General features: G+C 60.2%; 17 protein-coding genes. 14 read left to right on the forward strand and 3 right to left on the reverse strand.

Annotated features, from left to right (window positions below):
• Positions 1 to 47: 47 nt before the first annotated feature.
• Positions 48 to 1,133, forward strand: a complete 1,086-nt coding sequence (gene lpxD / locus AXG89_RS12120) for a UDP-3-O-(3-hydroxymyristoyl)glucosamine N-acyltransferase (RefSeq protein ID WP_062169806.1) — start codon at positions 48 to 50, stop codon at positions 1,131 to 1,133.
• Here lpxD and AXG89_RS42115 read toward each other — a convergent pair.
• A complete protein-coding gene (locus AXG89_RS42115; protein ID WP_143325676.1) occupies positions 1,130 to 1,333 on the reverse strand; it encodes a hypothetical protein in 204 nt (67 codons plus the stop codon). The genes lpxD and AXG89_RS42115 overlap by 4 nt on opposite strands.
• On the opposite strand from AXG89_RS42115, the gene fabZ reads away from it, so the two are divergent.
• From fabZ to AXG89_RS12145, 5 genes are all read left to right on the forward strand, one after another.
• Entirely contained in the window at positions 1,305 to 1,784 is a 480-nt protein-coding gene (gene fabZ, locus AXG89_RS12125) for a 3-hydroxyacyl-ACP dehydratase FabZ (RefSeq protein WP_061999160.1), read from the forward strand. The two genes, AXG89_RS42115 and fabZ, sit on opposite strands and share 29 nt — an antisense overlap.
• Before the next feature lie 73 nt (positions 1,785 to 1,857).
• A complete protein-coding gene (gene lpxA, locus AXG89_RS12130) occupies positions 1,858 to 2,646 on the forward strand; it encodes an acyl-ACP--UDP-N-acetylglucosamine O-acyltransferase (RefSeq protein WP_061999161.1) in 789 nt (262 codons plus the stop codon).
• Between the two features lie 11 nt (positions 2,647 to 2,657).
• A complete protein-coding gene (gene lpxB, locus AXG89_RS12135) occupies positions 2,658 to 3,824 on the forward strand; it encodes a lipid-A-disaccharide synthase (RefSeq protein ID WP_062000810.1) in 1,167 nt (388 codons plus the stop codon).
• A complete protein-coding gene (gene rnhB / locus AXG89_RS12140) occupies positions 3,824 to 4,558 on the forward strand; it encodes a ribonuclease HII (RefSeq protein WP_061999162.1) in 735 nt (244 codons plus the stop codon). Before lpxB ends, rnhB begins: the two co-directional genes overlap by 1 nt.
• Positions 4,559 to 4,564: 6 nt before the next feature.
• Entirely contained in the window at positions 4,565 to 5,350 is a 786-nt protein-coding gene (locus AXG89_RS12145) for a TrmH family RNA methyltransferase (protein WP_062169807.1), read from the forward strand.
• Positions 5,351 to 5,403: 53 nt separating this feature from the next.
• On the opposite strand, the gene ppsR is transcribed toward AXG89_RS12145, so the two are convergent.
• A complete protein-coding gene (gene ppsR / locus AXG89_RS12150; protein ID WP_062000811.1) occupies positions 5,404 to 6,222 on the reverse strand; it encodes a posphoenolpyruvate synthetase regulatory kinase/phosphorylase PpsR in 819 nt (272 codons plus the stop codon).
• A 417-nt stretch (positions 6,223 to 6,639) separates the two neighbouring features.
• Here ppsR and ppsA point away from each other — a divergent pair, with 417 nt between their 5' ends.
• The 3 genes from ppsA (at position 6,640) to AXG89_RS12165 (ending at position 10,598) form a co-directional block, all read left to right on the forward strand.
• Positions 6,640 to 9,045: a phosphoenolpyruvate synthase gene (ppsA, locus tag AXG89_RS12155; protein WP_061999164.1), complete on the forward strand. Its 2,406-nt coding sequence runs from the start codon at positions 6,640 to 6,642 to the stop codon at positions 9,043 to 9,045.
• 124 nt (positions 9,046 to 9,169) lie between these two features.
• Positions 9,170 to 9,598, forward strand: coding sequence for an NfeD family protein (locus AXG89_RS12160; protein ID WP_061999165.1), 429 nt, complete (start codon positions 9,170 to 9,172; stop codon positions 9,596 to 9,598).
• Positions 9,599 to 9,656: 58 nt separating this feature from the next.
• Positions 9,657 to 10,598, forward strand: a complete 942-nt coding sequence (locus tag AXG89_RS12165; RefSeq protein ID WP_061999166.1) for an SPFH domain-containing protein — start codon at positions 9,657 to 9,659, stop codon at positions 10,596 to 10,598.
• Positions 10,599 to 10,690: 92 nt separating this feature from the next.
• Here the strand turns inward: AXG89_RS12165 and smpB are convergent, their stop codons facing one another.
• Entirely contained in the window at positions 10,691 to 11,140 is a 450-nt protein-coding gene (gene smpB / locus AXG89_RS12170; protein ID WP_061999167.1) for an SsrA-binding protein SmpB, read from the reverse strand.
• A 99-nt stretch (positions 11,141 to 11,239) separates the two neighbouring features.
• Between smpB and AXG89_RS12175 the strand changes: the two genes are divergently transcribed.
• The 5 genes from AXG89_RS12175 to guaA all read left to right on the forward strand — a co-directional run bounded on the left by AXG89_RS12175 (position 11,240) and on the right by guaA (position 16,210).
• Positions 11,240 to 11,674, forward strand: a complete 435-nt coding sequence (locus tag AXG89_RS12175; protein ID WP_061999168.1) for a type II toxin-antitoxin system RatA family toxin — start codon at positions 11,240 to 11,242, stop codon at positions 11,672 to 11,674.
• The gene (locus AXG89_RS12180) at positions 11,671 to 12,003 is read left to right on the forward strand and encodes an RnfH family protein (protein WP_062169808.1); all 333 of its coding nucleotides are present in this window, start codon (positions 11,671 to 11,673) and stop codon (positions 12,001 to 12,003) included. Before AXG89_RS12175 ends, AXG89_RS12180 begins: the two co-directional genes overlap by 4 nt.
• Before the next feature lie 199 nt (positions 12,004 to 12,202).
• Positions 12,203 to 13,663: an IMP dehydrogenase gene (gene guaB / locus AXG89_RS12185; protein ID WP_061999170.1), complete on the forward strand. Its 1,461-nt coding sequence runs from the start codon at positions 12,203 to 12,205 to the stop codon at positions 13,661 to 13,663.
• A gap of 2 nt (positions 13,664 to 13,665) precedes the next feature.
• The gene (locus tag AXG89_RS12190) at positions 13,666 to 14,463 is read left to right on the forward strand and encodes a hypothetical protein (protein WP_062169809.1); all 798 of its coding nucleotides are present in this window, start codon (positions 13,666 to 13,668) and stop codon (positions 14,461 to 14,463) included.
• 166 nt (positions 14,464 to 14,629) lie between these two features.
• On the forward strand, positions 14,630 to 16,210 hold the full coding sequence (gene guaA / locus AXG89_RS12195; protein ID WP_062169810.1) for a glutamine-hydrolyzing GMP synthase: 1,581 nt from the start codon (positions 14,630 to 14,632) through the stop codon (positions 16,208 to 16,210).
• Positions 16,211 to 16,265: the final 55 nt, after the last annotated feature.

Here is a 16,265-nt window from a genome sequence, read left to right on the forward strand (position 1 = left end):
AGTCAATCGAGTCACTGAATTTGCACTGATTTGGAGCGGTATAGCGGATGGCATCAAACAGCGCAATCACGTTAAGTGAGTTGACACAGCGCTTCGGCGGAGACATAGCGGGCGATGCCGGGCATCGTGTGAACGGCCTTGCGCCGCTCGATAAAGCAGGGCCCGAGCAACTCGCGTTTCTTGCAAACCAAAAGTATTTGCCGCAGGTGGAAAGCACGCGCGCGGGCGCGGTGCTGATCTCGCCGGCCGACCTGGAAAAAGTGGCGTCGCCGGAAGGGCGCAACTTTATCGTCACACCGAATCCCTACGCTTATTTCGCCCGGGTGGCGCAGGTCTTCATCGACCTCGCGACGCCTCCGGCTGAACCCGGCGTGCATCCCACGGCGTTTGTCCATCCAGCGGCAAAAGTCGCGGCGAGTGCTGTGATCGGGCCGCATGTGAGCGTGGAAGCGGGCGCGGTGATCGGCGAGCGCGTGAAGCTTGACGCGGGCGTTTCGATTGGACAGGGCGTCAGGCTCGCGGACGACGTGCATTTGTATCCTCACGTGACCGTCTATCATGGCTGCAAGCTTGGCGCGCGCGTGATCGTGCATGCGGGCGCGGTGATCGGAGCGGACGGCTTCGGTTTTGCGCCGGACTTCGTTGGCGACGGCGAAGCGCGCACTGGGAGCTGGGTGAAGATTCCGCAAGTCGGCGCGGTGGTTATCGCCCATGATGTGGAGATCGGCGCAAACACCACTATCGATCGTGGCGCCATGGCCGATACGATCATCGAAGAATGCGTGAAGATCGATAATCTGGTGCAGATCGGACATAACTGCCGGATCGGCGCTTATACGGTGATTGCGGGCTGCGCCGGCATTGCGGGCAGCACGAACATTGGGCGGCATTGCATGATCGGCGGCGCGGTGGGCATCGCCGGCCACGTCACGCTGGCGGACTACGTGATCGTCACGGCGCAGTCGGGCGTGTCGAAATCCCTGCTGAAACCCGGCATGTACACCAGCGCATTTCCCGCTGTGAATCATGCGGACTGGAACAAGAGCGCTGCCATTGTCCGGAATCTGGACAAGCTGCGCGAGCGTATCAAGACGCTGGAAACGGCGGCTGAGAAGCTTCAAGACAAGCCCTAAAGCGAGCCATACCACAAGCTGTACGGCGAGCCGTGGCGGCGAACTGGAAAGCACTTCGGACACACACCAAGACGGTAAAAACCGCCATCCCACGCGAAGTCGCCCGAGACGAAATCCACGAGCGCCTTCGCAGTCAACACCCGCGCTGTGAAGCGCGCGAGCAGAACGACTATGAGCACCGACAAAATCAATTTAGACATTCACAAGATCCTCACGCTGCTGCCGCATCGGTATCCGATCCTGCTCGTGGATCGCGTGCTCGAACTCACGCCGCACAAGAGCATCAAAGCGCTCAAGAACGTGTCGATCAACGAGCCCTATTTCCAGGGCCATTTCCCGACGCGACCGGTAATGCCTGGCGTGCTGATTCTCGAAGCGCTCGCACAGGCTGCGGCGCTGCTGACTTTTGTCGAAGATGGTGAAACAGCGCCGCATGATCCGGAAACGACGCTCTATTACTTCGTCGGTATCGACAAGGCGCGCTTCAAGCGCGTGGTCGAACCAGGCGATCAGTTGATCCTGAACGTGAATTTCGAGCGCTACATGCGCGGCATCTGGAAGTTCAGCGCGGTTGCTGAAGTCGACGGCGCGGTTGCAGCCGAGGCCGAGCTGATGTGCACGATCAAGAACACGGCTACCGAGCCAAAATGATGCCGGCCGCGCAATCAGTGCAAAGGGCGCCATCGGCGCGGCGAACAGGCAGCAGAACACATAGCGAGGGCGCATGAGCAAGATTCACCCTACCGCGATCATCGAACCGGGCGCGCAGCTCGACGAATCCGTCGAAGTCGGTCCGTACGCGATCGTAGGGTCGCACGTGCAGATCGGTGCACGTACGACCATTGGCTCGCATAGCGTGATTGAAGGCCATACGGTGCTCGGCAGCGATAACCGCATCGGCCATTACGCGTCGGTCGGCGGCCGGCCGCAGGACATGAAGTACAAGGACGAGCCCACGCGGCTCGTGATTGGCGATCGTAATACCATTCGCGAATTTACGACCATTCACACGGGCACGATGCAGGACACGGGCGTGACCACCATCGGTGACGACAACTGGGTCATGGCCTACGTGCACGTCGGTCACGACTGCCAGTTGGGCAGCAACATCATCATGTCGAGCAACGCGCAGCTTGCGGGCCACGTGATCATCGGCGATTACGCGATCGTCGGCGGCATGTCGGGCGTGCATCAGTTCGTGCGGATTGGCGCGCATTCCATGCTGGGCGGCGCTTCGGCGCTCGTGCAGGACATTCCCCCGTTCGTGATCGCGGCCGGAAACAAGGCCGAACCGCATGGCATCAACGTTGAAGGACTGCGTCGGCGCGGTTTTTCGGCCGAAGCCATCTCGGCGCTGCGCTCGGCGTATCGGCTGGTCTACAAGAGCGGCGCGACGCTCGAAGAAGCGAAGATGCAGTTGCGCGAACTCGCTTCCGCAGGCGGCGACGGCGATGCGCCGGTCACCGCTTTCGCTGATTTTATCGACGCGTCGCAGCGCGGCATCATCCGTTGACCGAGCGCCCGATGACGCTCACGCCCGCACCCTTGCGTGTTGCGATGGTCGCCGGCGAGCCGTCCGGTGACTTGCTGGCCGCGTCGCTGCTCGACGGCCTGAACGCGCGCTTGCCTGCGGGTACGCGGTTCAGCGGCATTGGGGGTCCGCGCATGACGGCCGCCGGTTTCGATGCCCACTGGCCCTTGGAGAAGCTGACCGTCCGCGGCTATGTGGAAGCGCTCAAGCACATTCCCGAGATCCTCGGCATTCGCAACGAGCTCAAGCGCCAGTTGCTTGCCGAGCCGCCATCTGTGTTTATCGGCGTGGATGCGCCTGATTTCAATTTTGGTCTCGAACACGCGTTGCGCGATGCCGGCATTCCGACCGTGCATTTCGTGTGTCCGTCGATCTGGGCGTGGCGCGGCGGGCGGATCAAGAAGATCGTCAAAGCCGTCGATCACATGCTGTGCGTGTTTCCGTTTGAACCGGCGCTGATGGAAAAGGCGGGCATAGCGTCCACTTATGTGGGCCATCCGCTTGCCGATGAAATCCCGCTCGTCCCCGACGTCGATGCCGCCCGCCGCGAACTGGGTCTGACCGTGGGTGGTCCGATCATCGCCGTGTTGCCAGGTAGCCGGCGCTCGGAGATTACGCTGATCGGCCCGACGTTTTTCGATGCAATGGCGCTGATGCAGCAACGCGAACCCGGCGTGCGATTCGTGATGCCGGCGGCGACCGCCGCGTTGCGCGAACTGCTGCAACCGCTCGTGGCGGCGCATCCGGATCTGGCGTTGACCATCACGGAAGGCAAGGCCCAGGTCGCGATGACCGCCGCCGACGCCATCCTGGTCAAGAGCGGCACGGTGACGCTCGAAGCGGCATTGCTGAAAAAGCCGATGGTGATCTCGTACAAGGTGCCCTGGCTGACTGGCCAGATCATGCAGCGCCAGGGTTATCTGCCGTATGTCGGCTTGCCGAATATTCTGGCGGGGCGTTTTGTCGTGCCGGAGATCCTGCAGCATTTCGCCACGCCCGAAGCGCTCGCCGATGCAACGCTCAAGCAGTTGAACGACAACGCAAACCGCGCGACACTCACAGAAATCTTCACCGAAATGCATCATGTATTGCGTCAGAATACGGCGCAACGGGCGTCGGAGGCTGTGGCGCAGGTGCTGGAAACGAGGAGGCCGCGGTAATGGCTAAGATCGTCGTAAAGGGCGTGGTCAGGCGCGCGAATCAGCCGGAGTTCGACTTCGATTCCCCGTCCGACATCATTTGCGGTGTCGACGAAGCCGGCCGTGGTCCGCTCGCCGGCCCGGTGGTTGCGGCGGCAGTGATCTTCGATCCGTCGAAACCGAAGATTCGCGGCCTCGATGACTCGAAAGTGCTGAGTGCCAAGAAGCGCGAGGAGTTGTACGAGAAGATCATCGATCGCGCGCTGGCGTATTGCGTGGCATCGGCGAGTGTCGAGGAAATCGACACCATCAACATTCTGCACGCCGCCATGCTCGCCATGAAACGCGCGGTCGAAGGGCTGTCGGTCACGCCGACGGTCGCGAAGATCGATGGCAACCGGTGCCCGACTTTGTCGATGCGTTCCGTTGCCGTCATCGGCGGCGACGCGCTGATTGCGCAGATATCGGCGGCATCGATTCTGGCCAAGGTCACGCGTGACCGCATGCTGCTCCAATTGCACGATACACACCCCGTGTACGGCTTCAATGCTCACGCCGGGTACGGTACGCCGCAGCATCTGAAGGCGCTGCTCGACCATGGGCCTTGCGAGCATCATCGGCGTTCTTTTGCGCCTGTGCGCGAAGCGCATGCGCGATTTGGCGTGGTGCTGCCACCCGTCGCGCCGGAGTTGCTCGCGGCAGCCGCTGCTGCGGCGGCCAGTGCCGAGCCAGGTATCGACGCACCTCCGTTTTAAATCCAAGTGAAATCCATAACCTCGCGGGACAACCCGCTTTACAAGCGGTTGAAGGCGCTCGCCGGGTCGACGGCGCAGCAGCGCCGCAGCGGCCATGCGCTGCTGGAAGGCCTGCATCTCGCCGATGCCTATCTGCAAGCGGCCGGACAGCCCGAGACTTGCGTGGTGACCGAAGGCGCGTTGCAGCACGATGAAGCGCGCGAGATCGTTGCCCGCATCGATCCCACACGGGTCCATACGTTGCCCGATGCCTTGTTCGGGCAATTGTCGGGTGTCGTGCACGGCGTGGGCATGGTGTTGCTGGTTGACCGGATTGCGCCGGTTTTGCCTGTGCGTGTGGATCAAACCTGCATCGTGCTCGATGGGGTTCAGGATGCCGGAAATGTCGGTTCCATCTTGCGGAGCGCGGCGGCGGCGGGGATCCAGCACGTGTTCTGTGCGCCGGGAACGGTGTACGCATGGTCGTCGAAGGTCTTGCGCGCCGGCATGGGCGCGCATTTCCTGCTGAACGTCTTTGAGGATGTCGAGGCAGCGGATCTGCGGTCGCGGCTCGAACCCGAAGTGCGGGTTACCATCACTGATTCGCACGGCGCGAAGGCGCTCTACGACATCGATTTGTCCGGCCCGCTGGCCTGGGTGATGGGCAATGAAGGCGCGGGCGTTTCGACGTTCTGGCGCGATCATGCGGCGTTGCGCGTGACGATCCCACAGCCCGGTGGCATGGAGTCGCTGAATGTGGCGGCGGCTGCGGCGGTGTGCATCTTCGAGCAGTGCCGGCAGCAACGCGTATAAAAAAGCCGTTTCAACGCAGGTTGAAACGGCTTTTTGCTGAAGGTCGCCGCCTGCTAATAATACGAAGGCCGCTCCAGGCGAATCTCCTGCAAGATCGTGGTGGCGATTTCCTCGATCGACTTATGCGTCGATGACAACCACTTGACGCCTTCGCGCTTCATCATCGCTTCGGCTTCGTTGATTTCGTAGCGGCAATTTTCCAGCGCGGCATACTTGCTTCCCGGGCGGCGCTCGTTGCGGATCTCGGCCAGCCGCTGCGGATCGATCGACAAACCAAACATCTTTTCCCGATACGGCAGCAGAGGCGTCGGCAACCGGCCGCGCTCGAAGTCTTCCGGGATCAGCGGATAGTTGGCCGCTTTCACGCCGTACTGCATTGCCAGGTACAAGGAGGTCGGCGTCTTGCCGCTGCGCGATACGCCGACCAGGATGACATCGGCATCTTCCAGGTTGCGGTTCGACTGGCCATCGTCATGCGCGAGCGAAAAGTTGATCGCCTCGATCCGGTTCTTGTACTCGTCCGTGTCGGCGTTCTGGTGAACGCGGCCCATTGCATGCGTGGACTTGATGTCGAGTTCGATTTCCAACGGCTCGATGAACGTCTGGAACATGTTCAGCACCAGCGCGTTCGAACGCTGCACGATCTCGTTGGACTCGCTGTCGACCAGCGTGGTGAATACGATCGGACGGCGGCCATCGAGGGAAACAGCCTCGTTGATCTTCGCGATGGTCGCATGCGCCTTGTCCGTGGAGTCGACGAACGGCACGCGCACGAGCCGGAACTTTTGATCGAACTGGGAGAGGATCGAGTGCGCGAAGGTTTCGGCAGTGATCCCGGTGCCATCTGAAACGATAAATACGGTTGGCGGCATCGGCGTGGTGAGCGTTGAATGACGTGAAAGAATGAGGCGATTATCGCCGATGTGCGTCGCCACACGTAACACGTGTGAAGGGTCTCATTGCGCAGCGGATTTATGCCCCGCAATAGAACATTTCGAGAGCCATCACGGTAGAATAGCGGCAACCTGTTCGATAAGCAATTGCGAACGTTCTGCCCGAGAATTGCACGAAGTTACGTATAGATCGCGTGTTCTGGGCGAAATTGTTCGGTTTTCAAAGCAAATTTGATTGGTGGCGGCGAGTTCGGCCGAACCGTCATCGTGGCTCAGGAAGTCTTATGCGGTTGCTTATCAAACAGGTTATGCAGGTTGCGGTACGCGTTGCCAATCAACGCGGCCGCATCGAGCCCACTTGCATGATCGTGAATTCCATCCACCTTAGGGGCTTGTATGACTAACGAAGCTAACGTTGCAAAGGACCAGGCGTATGTAGTTCCATTCGAGCAGTTGCGAATGACCGACGTCGACATTGTCGGCGGCAAGAATGCCTCACTCGGCGAAATGATCAGCCAGCTCGCCGAAGCCGGCGTGCAGGTGCCGACTGGTTTTGCGACCACGGCGCAGGCATTTCGCGACTTCCTGCATCACAACGACCTGACTGAGCGCATCGCCAAACGTCTTGAACTCTTCGACGTAGACGATGTAAAAGCCTTGGCCGAAGCAGGCAAGGAGATTCGTCAATGGATCGTCGACGCGCCAATGCAGCCGCGCCTCGAAGAACTGATCCGCAAAGGCTTCGACACACTTCAGGCGAGCTCCCCGGAAGAACTGTCGTTTGCCGTGCGATCGTCGGCGACCGCTGAAGACTTGCCGGACGCATCGTTCGCAGGTCAGCAGGAAAGCTATCTGAACGTGGTCGGCATCGACGAAGTGCTCGATCGCATGAAGCACGTGTTCGCGTCGCTCTATAACGACCGTGCCATTTCGTACCGCGTGCACAAGGGTTTCACGCATGCTGAAGTGGCGTTGTCGGCAGGCGTGCAGCGCATGGTTCGCTCGGACGTGGGCGCAGCCGGCGTGATGTTCACGCTCGATACCGAATCGGGTTTCAAGGACGCCGTGTTCATCACGTCGAGCTACGGTCTTGGCGAAACGGTCGTGCAGGGCGCCGTGAATCCGGACGAGTTCTACGTCTTCAAGACCACGCTCGAACAGGGCAAGTACCCGATCATCCGCCGCTCGATTGGCTCGAAGCTCATCAAGATGGAATTCACGAAGGCCGGTGAAGCCGGTCGCGTGAAGACGGTCGACGTATCGCACGAGCAGCGCAACCGTTTTTCCATCACCGACGAAGACGTGATCCAGCTCGCGAAGTACGCGGTGATCATCGAAAAGCATTATCAGCGTCCAATGGATATCGAGTGGGGCAAGGACGGCCGCGACGGCAAGATCTTCATCCTGCAGGCACGTCCTGAAACGGTGAAGAGCCAGAACGCGGGCAAGGCTGAAATGCGCTTCAAGTTGAAGGGCCAGTCGAACGTGCTCGCAACGGGTCGGGCCATCGGCCAGAAGATCGGCGCGGGTCCCGTGCGCGTGATTCACGATCCGTCCGAGATGGATCGCGTCCAGCCCGGCGACGTGCTGGTGGCGGACATGACCGACCCGAACTGGGAACCGGTGATGAAGCGTGCATCGGCGATCGTGACGAATCGCGGCGGACGCACGTGTCACGCGGCCATCATCGCGCGTGAGCTGGGTGTGCCGGCAGTCGTCGGTTGCGGCGATGCTACCGATCTCCTGAAAGAAGGCCAGTTGGTGACGGTGTCGTGCGCGGAAGGCGACGAAGGCAAGATCTACGACGGCCTGCTGGAAACCGAAATAACCGAAGTCGAGCGCGGCGAATTGCCCGAGATTCCGGTCAAGATCATGATGAACGTCGGCAACCCGCAACTGGCTTTCGACTTCTCGCATCTGCCTAACGCAGGCGTGGGCCTGGCGCGGCTCGAGTTCATCATCAACAACAACATCGGCGTGCATCCGAAGGCGATTCTCGAGTATCCGAATATCGATGCCGATTTGAAGAAAGCTGTGGAAAGCGTCGCACGCGGTCATGCATCGCCGCGTGCGTTTTATGTCGACAAGCTGACGGAAGGCATCGCGACGATTGCCGCGGCGTTCTATCCGAAGCCGGTGATCGTGCGCCTGTCCGACTTCAAGTCGAACGAGTACAAGAAGCTGATCGGCGGTTCGCGTTACGAGCCGGACGAAGAAAACCCGATGCTCGGCTTCCGTGGCGCTTCGCGTTATATCTCGGAGGACTTCGCTGAAGCCTTCCAGATGGAATGCATTGCGCTGAAGAAGGTGCGCGAAGAGATGGGCCTCGACAACGTCGAGATCATGGTGCCGTTCGTGCGGACCTTGAAGCAGGCCGAGAAGGTTGTTGGACTGCTGGAGAAGTTCGGTCTCAAGCGCGGCGTGAACGGCCTGCGCCTGATCATGATGTGCGAGATTCCGTCGAACGCGATCCTTGCTGAAGAGTTCCTTGAATTCTTCGACGGCTTCTCGATCGGATCGAACGACCTGACGCAGCTCACGCTGGGCCTGGACCGCGATTCGGGCATGGAGTTGCTCGCAGTCGATTTCGATGAACGCGATCCCGCTGTGCAGTTCATGCTGAAGCGCGCTATCGAAACATGTTTGCGGCTGAACAAGTACGTGGGTATCTGTGGTCAGGGTCCTTCGGATCATCCGGACCTTGCTGAATGGCTTGCGAAGGAAGGCATCGCGTCGATGTCGCTCAATCCGGATACGATCATCGACACGTGGAAGACGCTTGCGAAGGCGTTGAACAAGTAAGGCTGCAGGCAGTTCGCGCATTGGCAAGAAGGCTTTTTATCAAGCTTTCAAAACCGTAAGCGTGCTATAACACCCCGGACACCATCCGGGGTGTTTTTGTTTGGAGCGGGTCAGGAGGTAGGCAATGGCTGCTAACGGATTTTTCTGGTGGATCGGCGCCGGCGCGCTCGTCTTGCTCGAGTTGATGTCGGGCACGTTTTATCTATTGATGATCGCGCTTGGATTTGTGGCGGGCGGGATCGCGCATCTGGTGGGAGCGGGACTTGAGATCGAATTGCTCGTGGCCGCGCTGGTCGCGGTGATCGCGGGAGCCGTGTTGCGGCGTTCGAAGCTCGGGCGTCCTGCGCGCCGGGACGCATCGCATGATCCGGGCGTGAACCTAGACATTGGCGAGACGTTGAAGGTCAACGAATGGCACGAAGGCCGCGCGCGGGCGATGTATCGCGGCGCCGAGTGGGATATAGAACTGGCGCCGGGGGAAACGGAAGGTGCGCAGCTCTACAGGATCACGGCGTTTTCCGGCAACACACTGGTTGTGGCTGCCAAGCGCTGAGATGTTGGACCGGGGTTCAAGCCTTTATCAGCAGGACATGCATTGTTAAGGAGTGGAGATGGACGTGACTATCATCGGGGCAATTTTGTTGATCATCGTTATTGCGATTGCCGCGCAGACGATCAAGATCGTGCCGCAGCAACATGCCTGGGTGCTCGAGCGGCTGGGGCGTTATCACGCGACGTTGACGCCGGGCATGACGATCGTGCTGCCGTTTATCGATCGGGTGGCCTACAAGCACGTGCTCAAGGAGATTCCGCTCGAAGTGCCGAGCCAGGTTTGTATCACGCGCGACAACACGCAGCTTCAGGTGGATGGCGTGCTGTATTTTCAGGTCACCGACGCCATGAAGGCATCGTACGGATCGAGCAACTTCATCTATGCCATCACGCAGTTGTCGCAGACCACGCTGCGTTCGGTTATCGGCAAGCTGGAACTCGACAAGACCTTTGAAGAGCGCGACTACATCAACCACAGTATTGTCACGTCGCTCGATCAGGCAGCCGCAAACTGGGGCGTAAAGGTGCTGCGTTACGAGATCAAGGATTTGACCCCGCCCAAGGAGATCCTCCACGCAATGCAGGCGCAAATCACGGCGGAACGTGAGAAGCGGGCGGTGATCGCTGCGTCCGAAGGTCGCAAGCAGGAGCAGATCAACATTGCCTGGGGCGCGCGCGAAGCGGCCATTCACAAGTCCGAAGGCGAGCGCCAGGCGCAGATCAACCAGGCAGAAGGCGAGGCTTCGGCAATCCTGGCGGTGGCCGTTGCAAATGCTCAGGCGATCGAGAAAATCGGTGCGGCAATCCAGACGGCGGGCGGCATGGAAGCGGTGAACCTGAAGGTCGCCGAGCAATACGTCACCGCGTTCGGAAACATTGCGAAGCAGGGCAATACGCTGATCGTGCCGGGGAATTTATCGGAGATGAGTTCCATGATCGCGTCCGCGCTGACCATCATCAAGGGCGATGCCGCGCCGGGTAGCGTGATCCGCAAAAGCTGATTTTTACTGTGGCTGAATGCAAAAGGGCGTCGACTCAACCAGTCGACGCCCTTTTTGTTTTGCCATACTGACAGCCATGCGCACGCCCTCGATCAATGCTTGGCGCCGCGCATGATTTGCGCTTTTTCGCGTTCCCAGTCGCGCTTCTTCTCGGTTTCGCGCTTGTCGTGGAGCTTCTTGCCCTTGGCAAGGCCGATTTCGCACTTCACGCGGCCGCCTTTGTAGTGAAAGTTCAGTGGCACGAGCGTGTGGCCTTTTTGCTCGACCTTGCTGATGAGCTTGGAAATTTCTTCGCTATGCAGCAGCAGCTTGCGCGTGCGGACCGGATCCGGATGGATGTGGGTCGAGGCTTCGGGCAATGGGCTGATATGTGCGCCGATCAGGAACAGCTCGTTGTCACGAATGATGACGTAGCCTTCCTTGATCTGGCCGCGACCAGCCCGGAGGGCCTTGACTTCCCACCCTTCCAGCACGAGCCCCGCCTCGTAGCGATCTTCGATGAAGTAATCGAAGAAGGCTTTTCTGTTGTCGATGATGCTCATGAATGAAAAGTGCCCAACTCGTTTAAAATCCTGATTTTAGCAGCGCGGGCCCGGTAAAGCCCGCAAAGCTTCCCACTCTTGCCACGCGTTGCGCCCTTTATGGCAGATGTTCAGAAAACTGTATTGATCCGACATTCTGCTGAGCAGATGTTCGACCTCGTCACCGATGTCCCCGATTACCCGAATTTCTTGCCCTGGTGTGGCGGCGTGGAGGTAGGCCGCCACGACGAGCACAGCATGGAAGCGAAGATCCACATCAATTTCAAGGGTATCAAGCAGCATTTCGCGACGCGTAACGTGCAAACGCGCCCGACCAGTATCGATATGGAGTTCCTCGACGGGCCTTTCAAGAAGTTCACCGGGTATTGGCGCTTCACGCCGTTGCGGGCGGACGCCTGCAAGATCGAGTTCGCGCTGCACTACGAATTTTCGAACATCATTCTCGAGAAGATCATCGGGCCTGTTTTCAGTCACATTGCGCACACGTTCGTGGATTCGTTCGTGAAGCGCGCCGACCAGCGGTATGGGAAGTGACGAACCTTTCCATTGAGGTTTGCTACGCGTTGCCGGACGGCAAGGGGGCGGTATGCGCGCTTTCGCTGGCTGAGGGCGTGACGGTGCAGGAGGCTATCGATGCAAGCGGGCTGCTGGCCCGTTTTCCGGAGATCGATCTCGGGGTACTGAAAGTTGGTGTCTTCGGGAAAATTCAATCGTTGGATGTCGTGCTTGCGGATTTTGATCGTGTGGAGATTTATCGGCCGCTGAAGGTCGATCCCAAGGTCGCGCGGCAACGGCGGGTTGAAAAGACACGACGCGGCGGATCCATAGAAGGGCGGCGCTGGACGCGAAAGGAAGCCCGCTGAGCGCAGCGCGTCATCTCGGGTCTTCCGCAAAACCGAACTTCGATTGAACCTGAGTCGAGCGAAAAAGTGAAAAGGCGGCGTGAGCGCCGAGGCCCATAAATTGCACTGCAGAGGTCAAACGCGACCTAAGCCGCTGTTCGGGCAGTGAAAATCCGGGGAACTATCGGTATAATTCGGTTTTGCGCCCATAGGATTTGCCATGCGTCTGATCCAGAAAGCACTCACGTTCGATGACGTGCTCCTCGTGCCCGCGTTTTCCAACGTGCTCCCGCGCGACACCAGCCTGAAAACTCAGGTAACCCGCAAGATTTCCCTGAATATGCCCCTGTTGTCCGCTGCCATGGACACAGTCACCGAAGGCCGGCTCGCAATCGCGATGGCCCAGCTCGGCGGCGTCGGCATCATCCACAAGAATCTCACATCAGCCGAACAGGCCCGCGAAGTCGCGAAGGTAAAGCGTTTCGAATCCGGCGTCGTGCGCGATCCGATCACCGTTCCGCCGCAAATGAAAGTGCGCGATGTGATCGCCTTGACGCAACAGCACGGCATTTCCGGTTTCCCGGTGGTCGAAGGGCCGCAGTTGATCGGTATTGTGACAAACCGGGATTTGCGCTTCGAAGAACGTCTCGACGACGAAGTGCGCAAGATCATGACGCCGCGCGAGCGGCTCGTGACGGTCAAGGAAGGCACGCCGCTCGCAGAAGCCAAGGCGCTGATGCACAGCCATCGGCTGGAGCGGGTGCTGGTCGTCAACGACGCGTTTGAATTGCGCGGCCTGATGACGGTCAAGGACATCACCAAGCAAACCGAACACCCGGACGCCTGTAAAGACGAACACGGCAAGCTGCGCGCCGGGGCGGCAGTCGGTGTCGGTCCGGAAAACGAAGAACGCGTGGATCTGCTGTCGGCGGCGGGCGTGGACGTGATCGTAGTCGACACGGCGCACGGCCATAGCCAGGGCGTGCTCGAACGCGTGCGCTGGGTGAAGCAGAACTATCCGCACATTGAAGTGATTGGCGGGAATATCGCCACGGCCGCGGCGGCCAAGGCGCTCGTGGAATACGGCGCGGACGGCGTGAAGGTGGGTATCGGCCCGGGGTCGATCTGCACCACGCGAATCGTGGCCGGCGTCGGCGTGCCGCAGATCACGGCGGTGGCGAATGTATCGGATGCATTGCGCGGTTCGGGCGTGCCGGTGATTTCGGACGGCGGTGTGCGTTTTTCCGGCGATGTCAGCAAGGCGCTTGCCGCCGGCGCGGACGCCGTGATGATGGGCAGCATGCTGGCCGGCACGGAAGAGTCCCCGGGCGACGTGTTCCTGTTCCAGGGTCGCCAGTACAAGGCGTATCGCGGCATGGGTTCGGTCGGCGCGATGAAGGACGGCGCGGCGGATCGCTACTTCCAGGACAACTCGGCGAACATCGACAAGCTGGTGCCGGAAGGGATCGAAGGGCGGGTCGCCTATAAGGGCTCGGTCAATGCGATCCTGTTTCAGGTCATTGGCGGCGTGCGGGCGAGCATGGGATATTGCGGTTGCCGCAATATCGGCGAAATGCACGACAAGGCCGAGTTTGTCCAGATCACGGGCGCCGGCATGCGCGAGTCGCACGTGCACGACGTCCAGATCACGAAGGAAGCCCCCAACTACCACGTGGACTGACCATGAAACCGCTGCTGCGCGTTGTACTTGTCGTCAATGCACTGATCTTCCTCGCGTTTGGCGTGCTGTTTTTGCTGAGCCCATGGGGATCCTTGTGGGAATCGATGCATCTCGTGCGCGTGCAGCCGCCTCTGATCGGCCAGTTGCTGGGTGTGGCGCTGATCGGGTTTGCGTGGCTCGGGTTTCACGCGGCCATCGATGGCGCTCTCACTGCGACCGCGGCGAAGGTTTCAGGGCATGTGGAGTGGTTGTCGGGCCTGATACTGATTGTGTGGCTCGGGCTCCGGATGTCGGACGTGACCGGCTTCGGGCAGTTGCTCGGCGCGCTGATCGGCGCCGCGTTGCTGATATTGGGGCTCGGCAGCGTCCGGCTCTCCGGCGCCGTGCGGCGGCGTGAGCGCGCGGCGATTGCCGGTGCGGCTGCTGCCGAGCGTGCCGAGAAGCAGGCAGCGAAGACGCGTGCTGAAGAGCGTGCTGCGGGCACGCCCGTGCGGCCGCCCATGACGTCGGACCCCGTTGCGCCGGCAAACCCGCGCTGGGACACGGAGCCTGTCGTGGGTGAAGCGGTGCGGCCGTCTACGTCGGCCCGGCCTGCGGCGAATGCAGCGTTTGATCCGGCCACGGGACATGCCATCGGTCCGGCCACGGGCCGTTCGCTCGATCCTGTGACCGGCCGCGCGTTCGAGCCGGTAAGCAGCGGTCACAAGATCGATCCCGAGACCGGCCGGGCAATCGACCCGGTGACCGGACAAGCCATCGATCCGGTGACGGGCGCCACGATTCGCCGCGATCCGCATTGAACGTCGTGAGCGGCAACTGTGCCGCTCCAAGTGTTTCCAAAGACGAGCGGCGTCAGACGCCGGCCGTTGATATTTCTGCGCGACGCGACGCGCGGGACACCGTTCCCGCCGCTTCGCGTTTCTGTTTTGCCAACCGTTTCCGCTCACTCGCCTTCTGGCCGCTGCCATGCACGACAAGATCCTGATTCTCGATTTCGGCTCCCAAGTCACCCAACTGATTGCGCGGCGCATCCGCGAATCGCACGTGTATTCGGAGATCCATCCGTACGACGTCGATGAAGCGTTCATTCGCGAGTTCGCGCCGAAGGGCATCATCTTGTCGGGCGGACCCAACTCTGTGACCGAGCTGAATTCGCCGCGCGCCCCGCAAGTCGTGTTCGATCTCGGTGTGCCGGTCCTCGGCATTTGCTACGGCATGCAGACCATGGCCGAACAGCTCGGCGGCAAGGTCGAACTCGGCAATGTCCGCGAATTCGGCTATGCGGAAGTGCGCGCGCATAACCATACGAGTTTCCTGAACGGCATCGAAGATTTCCAGACGGCCGAAGGTCACGGCATGCTCAAAGTGTGGATGAGTCACGGCGACAAGGTGGCCGACATGCCTTTGGGATTCAAGCTGATGGCATCGACGCCGGCTTGCCCGATCGCCGCCATGGCCGACGACGAGCGCCATTTCTACGGCCTGCAGTGGCATCCCGAAGTCACGCATACAGTGCAGGGCCGCGCGATGCTCGATCGCTTCGTGCTGGAACTGTGCGCAGCGCGGCCGGATTGGGAGATGGGTCATTACATCGATGAAGCCGTCGAGAAGATCCGCGCCCAGGTCGGCGACGAACACGTGATCCTCGGGTTGTCGGGCGGCGTGGATTCGTCGGTGGCCGCGGCGCTGTTGCATCGCGCGATTGGCGCGCAACTGACGTGCGTGTTCGTCGATCACGGCTTGTTGCGGTTGAACGAGGCCGAGCAGGTCATGACGACGTTCGCCGATCACCTTGGCGTGAAGGTGATTCACGTCGATGCCAGCGAAGTGTTCTTGTCGAAGCTTGCCGGTGTCAACGATCCCGAAGCGAAGCGGAAGATCATTGGTGCTGAGTTCGTGGAAGTGTTCCAGACGGAAGCAAACAAGCTGAAAGATGCAAAGTGGCTCGCGCAGGGGACGATTTATCCCGACGTGATCGAGTCGGCGGGCAAGGGCAAGAAGGGTCACACGATCAAGAGCCATCACAACGTGGGTGGTTTGCCGGAGACGTTGAACCTGAAGCTGCTGGAGCCGTTGCGCGAGTTGTTCAAGGATGAGGTGCGCGAGCTGGGCGTGAAGCTTGGACTGCCGCCAGCGATGGTTTATCGGCATCCGTTCCCGGGTCCGGGGCTGGGTGTGCGGATTCTTGGCGAAGTGAAGCGCGAGTTCGCGGATCTGTTGCGTCACGCGGATGCGATTTTTATCGAAACGTTGAGGAATACGTTCGATAAGGAATCGGGCAAGTCATGGTATGAGCTGACGAGCCAGGCTTTCGCGGTGTTCCTGCCGGTGAAAAGTGTCGGCGTGATGGGCGATGGGCGGACCTATGAGTATGTGGTCGCCTTGCGCGCCGTGCAGACGCTGGACTTCATGACCGCGCAATGGGCGCATCTGCCTCATGAGCTGCTCGGGCATGTTTCGAACCGGATCATCAATGAGGTTCGCGGGATCAATCGCGTTGTTTATGATATTTCGGGGAAACCGCCGGCGACGATTGAGTGGGAGTGAGCTTCGAAGTTTTCAGCAGCATCTCTTTCGCCATAAAGTGGAATGGACACCTATA

The organism is Burkholderia sp. PAMC 26561, from assembly GCF_001557535.2.
Classification (GTDB): Bacteria; Pseudomonadota; Gammaproteobacteria; order Burkholderiales; family Burkholderiaceae; genus Caballeronia.

Excerpts from the sequence above, each read along its gene's own strand:
- lpxD (WP_062169806.1), top strand. The coding sequence starts at position 48 with ATGGCATCAAACAGCGCAATCACGTTAAGTGAGTTGACACAGCGCTTC.
- fabZ (WP_061999160.1), top strand. The coding sequence starts at position 1,305 with ATGAGCACCGACAAAATCAATTTAGACATTCACAAGATCCTCACGCTG.
- AXG89_RS42115 (WP_143325676.1), bottom strand. The coding sequence starts at position 1,333 with ATGTCTAAATTGATTTTGTCGGTGCTCATAGTCGTTCTGCTCGCGCGC.
- lpxA (WP_061999161.1), top strand. The coding sequence starts at position 1,858 with ATGAGCAAGATTCACCCTACCGCGATCATCGAACCGGGCGCGCAGCTC.
- lpxB (WP_062000810.1), top strand. The coding sequence starts at position 2,658 with ATGACGCTCACGCCCGCACCCTTGCGTGTTGCGATGGTCGCCGGCGAG.
- rnhB (WP_061999162.1), top strand. The coding sequence starts at position 3,824 with ATGGCTAAGATCGTCGTAAAGGGCGTGGTCAGGCGCGCGAATCAGCCG.
- ppsR (WP_062000811.1), bottom strand. The coding sequence starts at position 6,222 with ATGCCGCCAACCGTATTTATCGTTTCAGATGGCACCGGGATCACTGCC.
- ppsA (WP_061999164.1), top strand. The coding sequence starts at position 6,640 with ATGACTAACGAAGCTAACGTTGCAAAGGACCAGGCGTATGTAGTTCCA.
- AXG89_RS12160 (WP_061999165.1), top strand. The coding sequence starts at position 9,170 with ATGGCTGCTAACGGATTTTTCTGGTGGATCGGCGCCGGCGCGCTCGTC.
- AXG89_RS12165 (WP_061999166.1), top strand. The coding sequence starts at position 9,657 with ATGGACGTGACTATCATCGGGGCAATTTTGTTGATCATCGTTATTGCG.
- smpB (WP_061999167.1), bottom strand. The coding sequence starts at position 11,140 with ATGAGCATCATCGACAACAGAAAAGCCTTCTTCGATTACTTCATCGAA.
- AXG89_RS12175 (WP_061999168.1), top strand. The coding sequence starts at position 11,240 with ATGGCAGATGTTCAGAAAACTGTATTGATCCGACATTCTGCTGAGCAG.
- guaB (WP_061999170.1), top strand. The coding sequence starts at position 12,203 with ATGCGTCTGATCCAGAAAGCACTCACGTTCGATGACGTGCTCCTCGTG.
- AXG89_RS12190 (WP_062169809.1), top strand. The coding sequence starts at position 13,666 with ATGAAACCGCTGCTGCGCGTTGTACTTGTCGTCAATGCACTGATCTTC.
- guaA (WP_062169810.1), top strand. The coding sequence starts at position 14,630 with ATGCACGACAAGATCCTGATTCTCGATTTCGGCTCCCAAGTCACCCAA.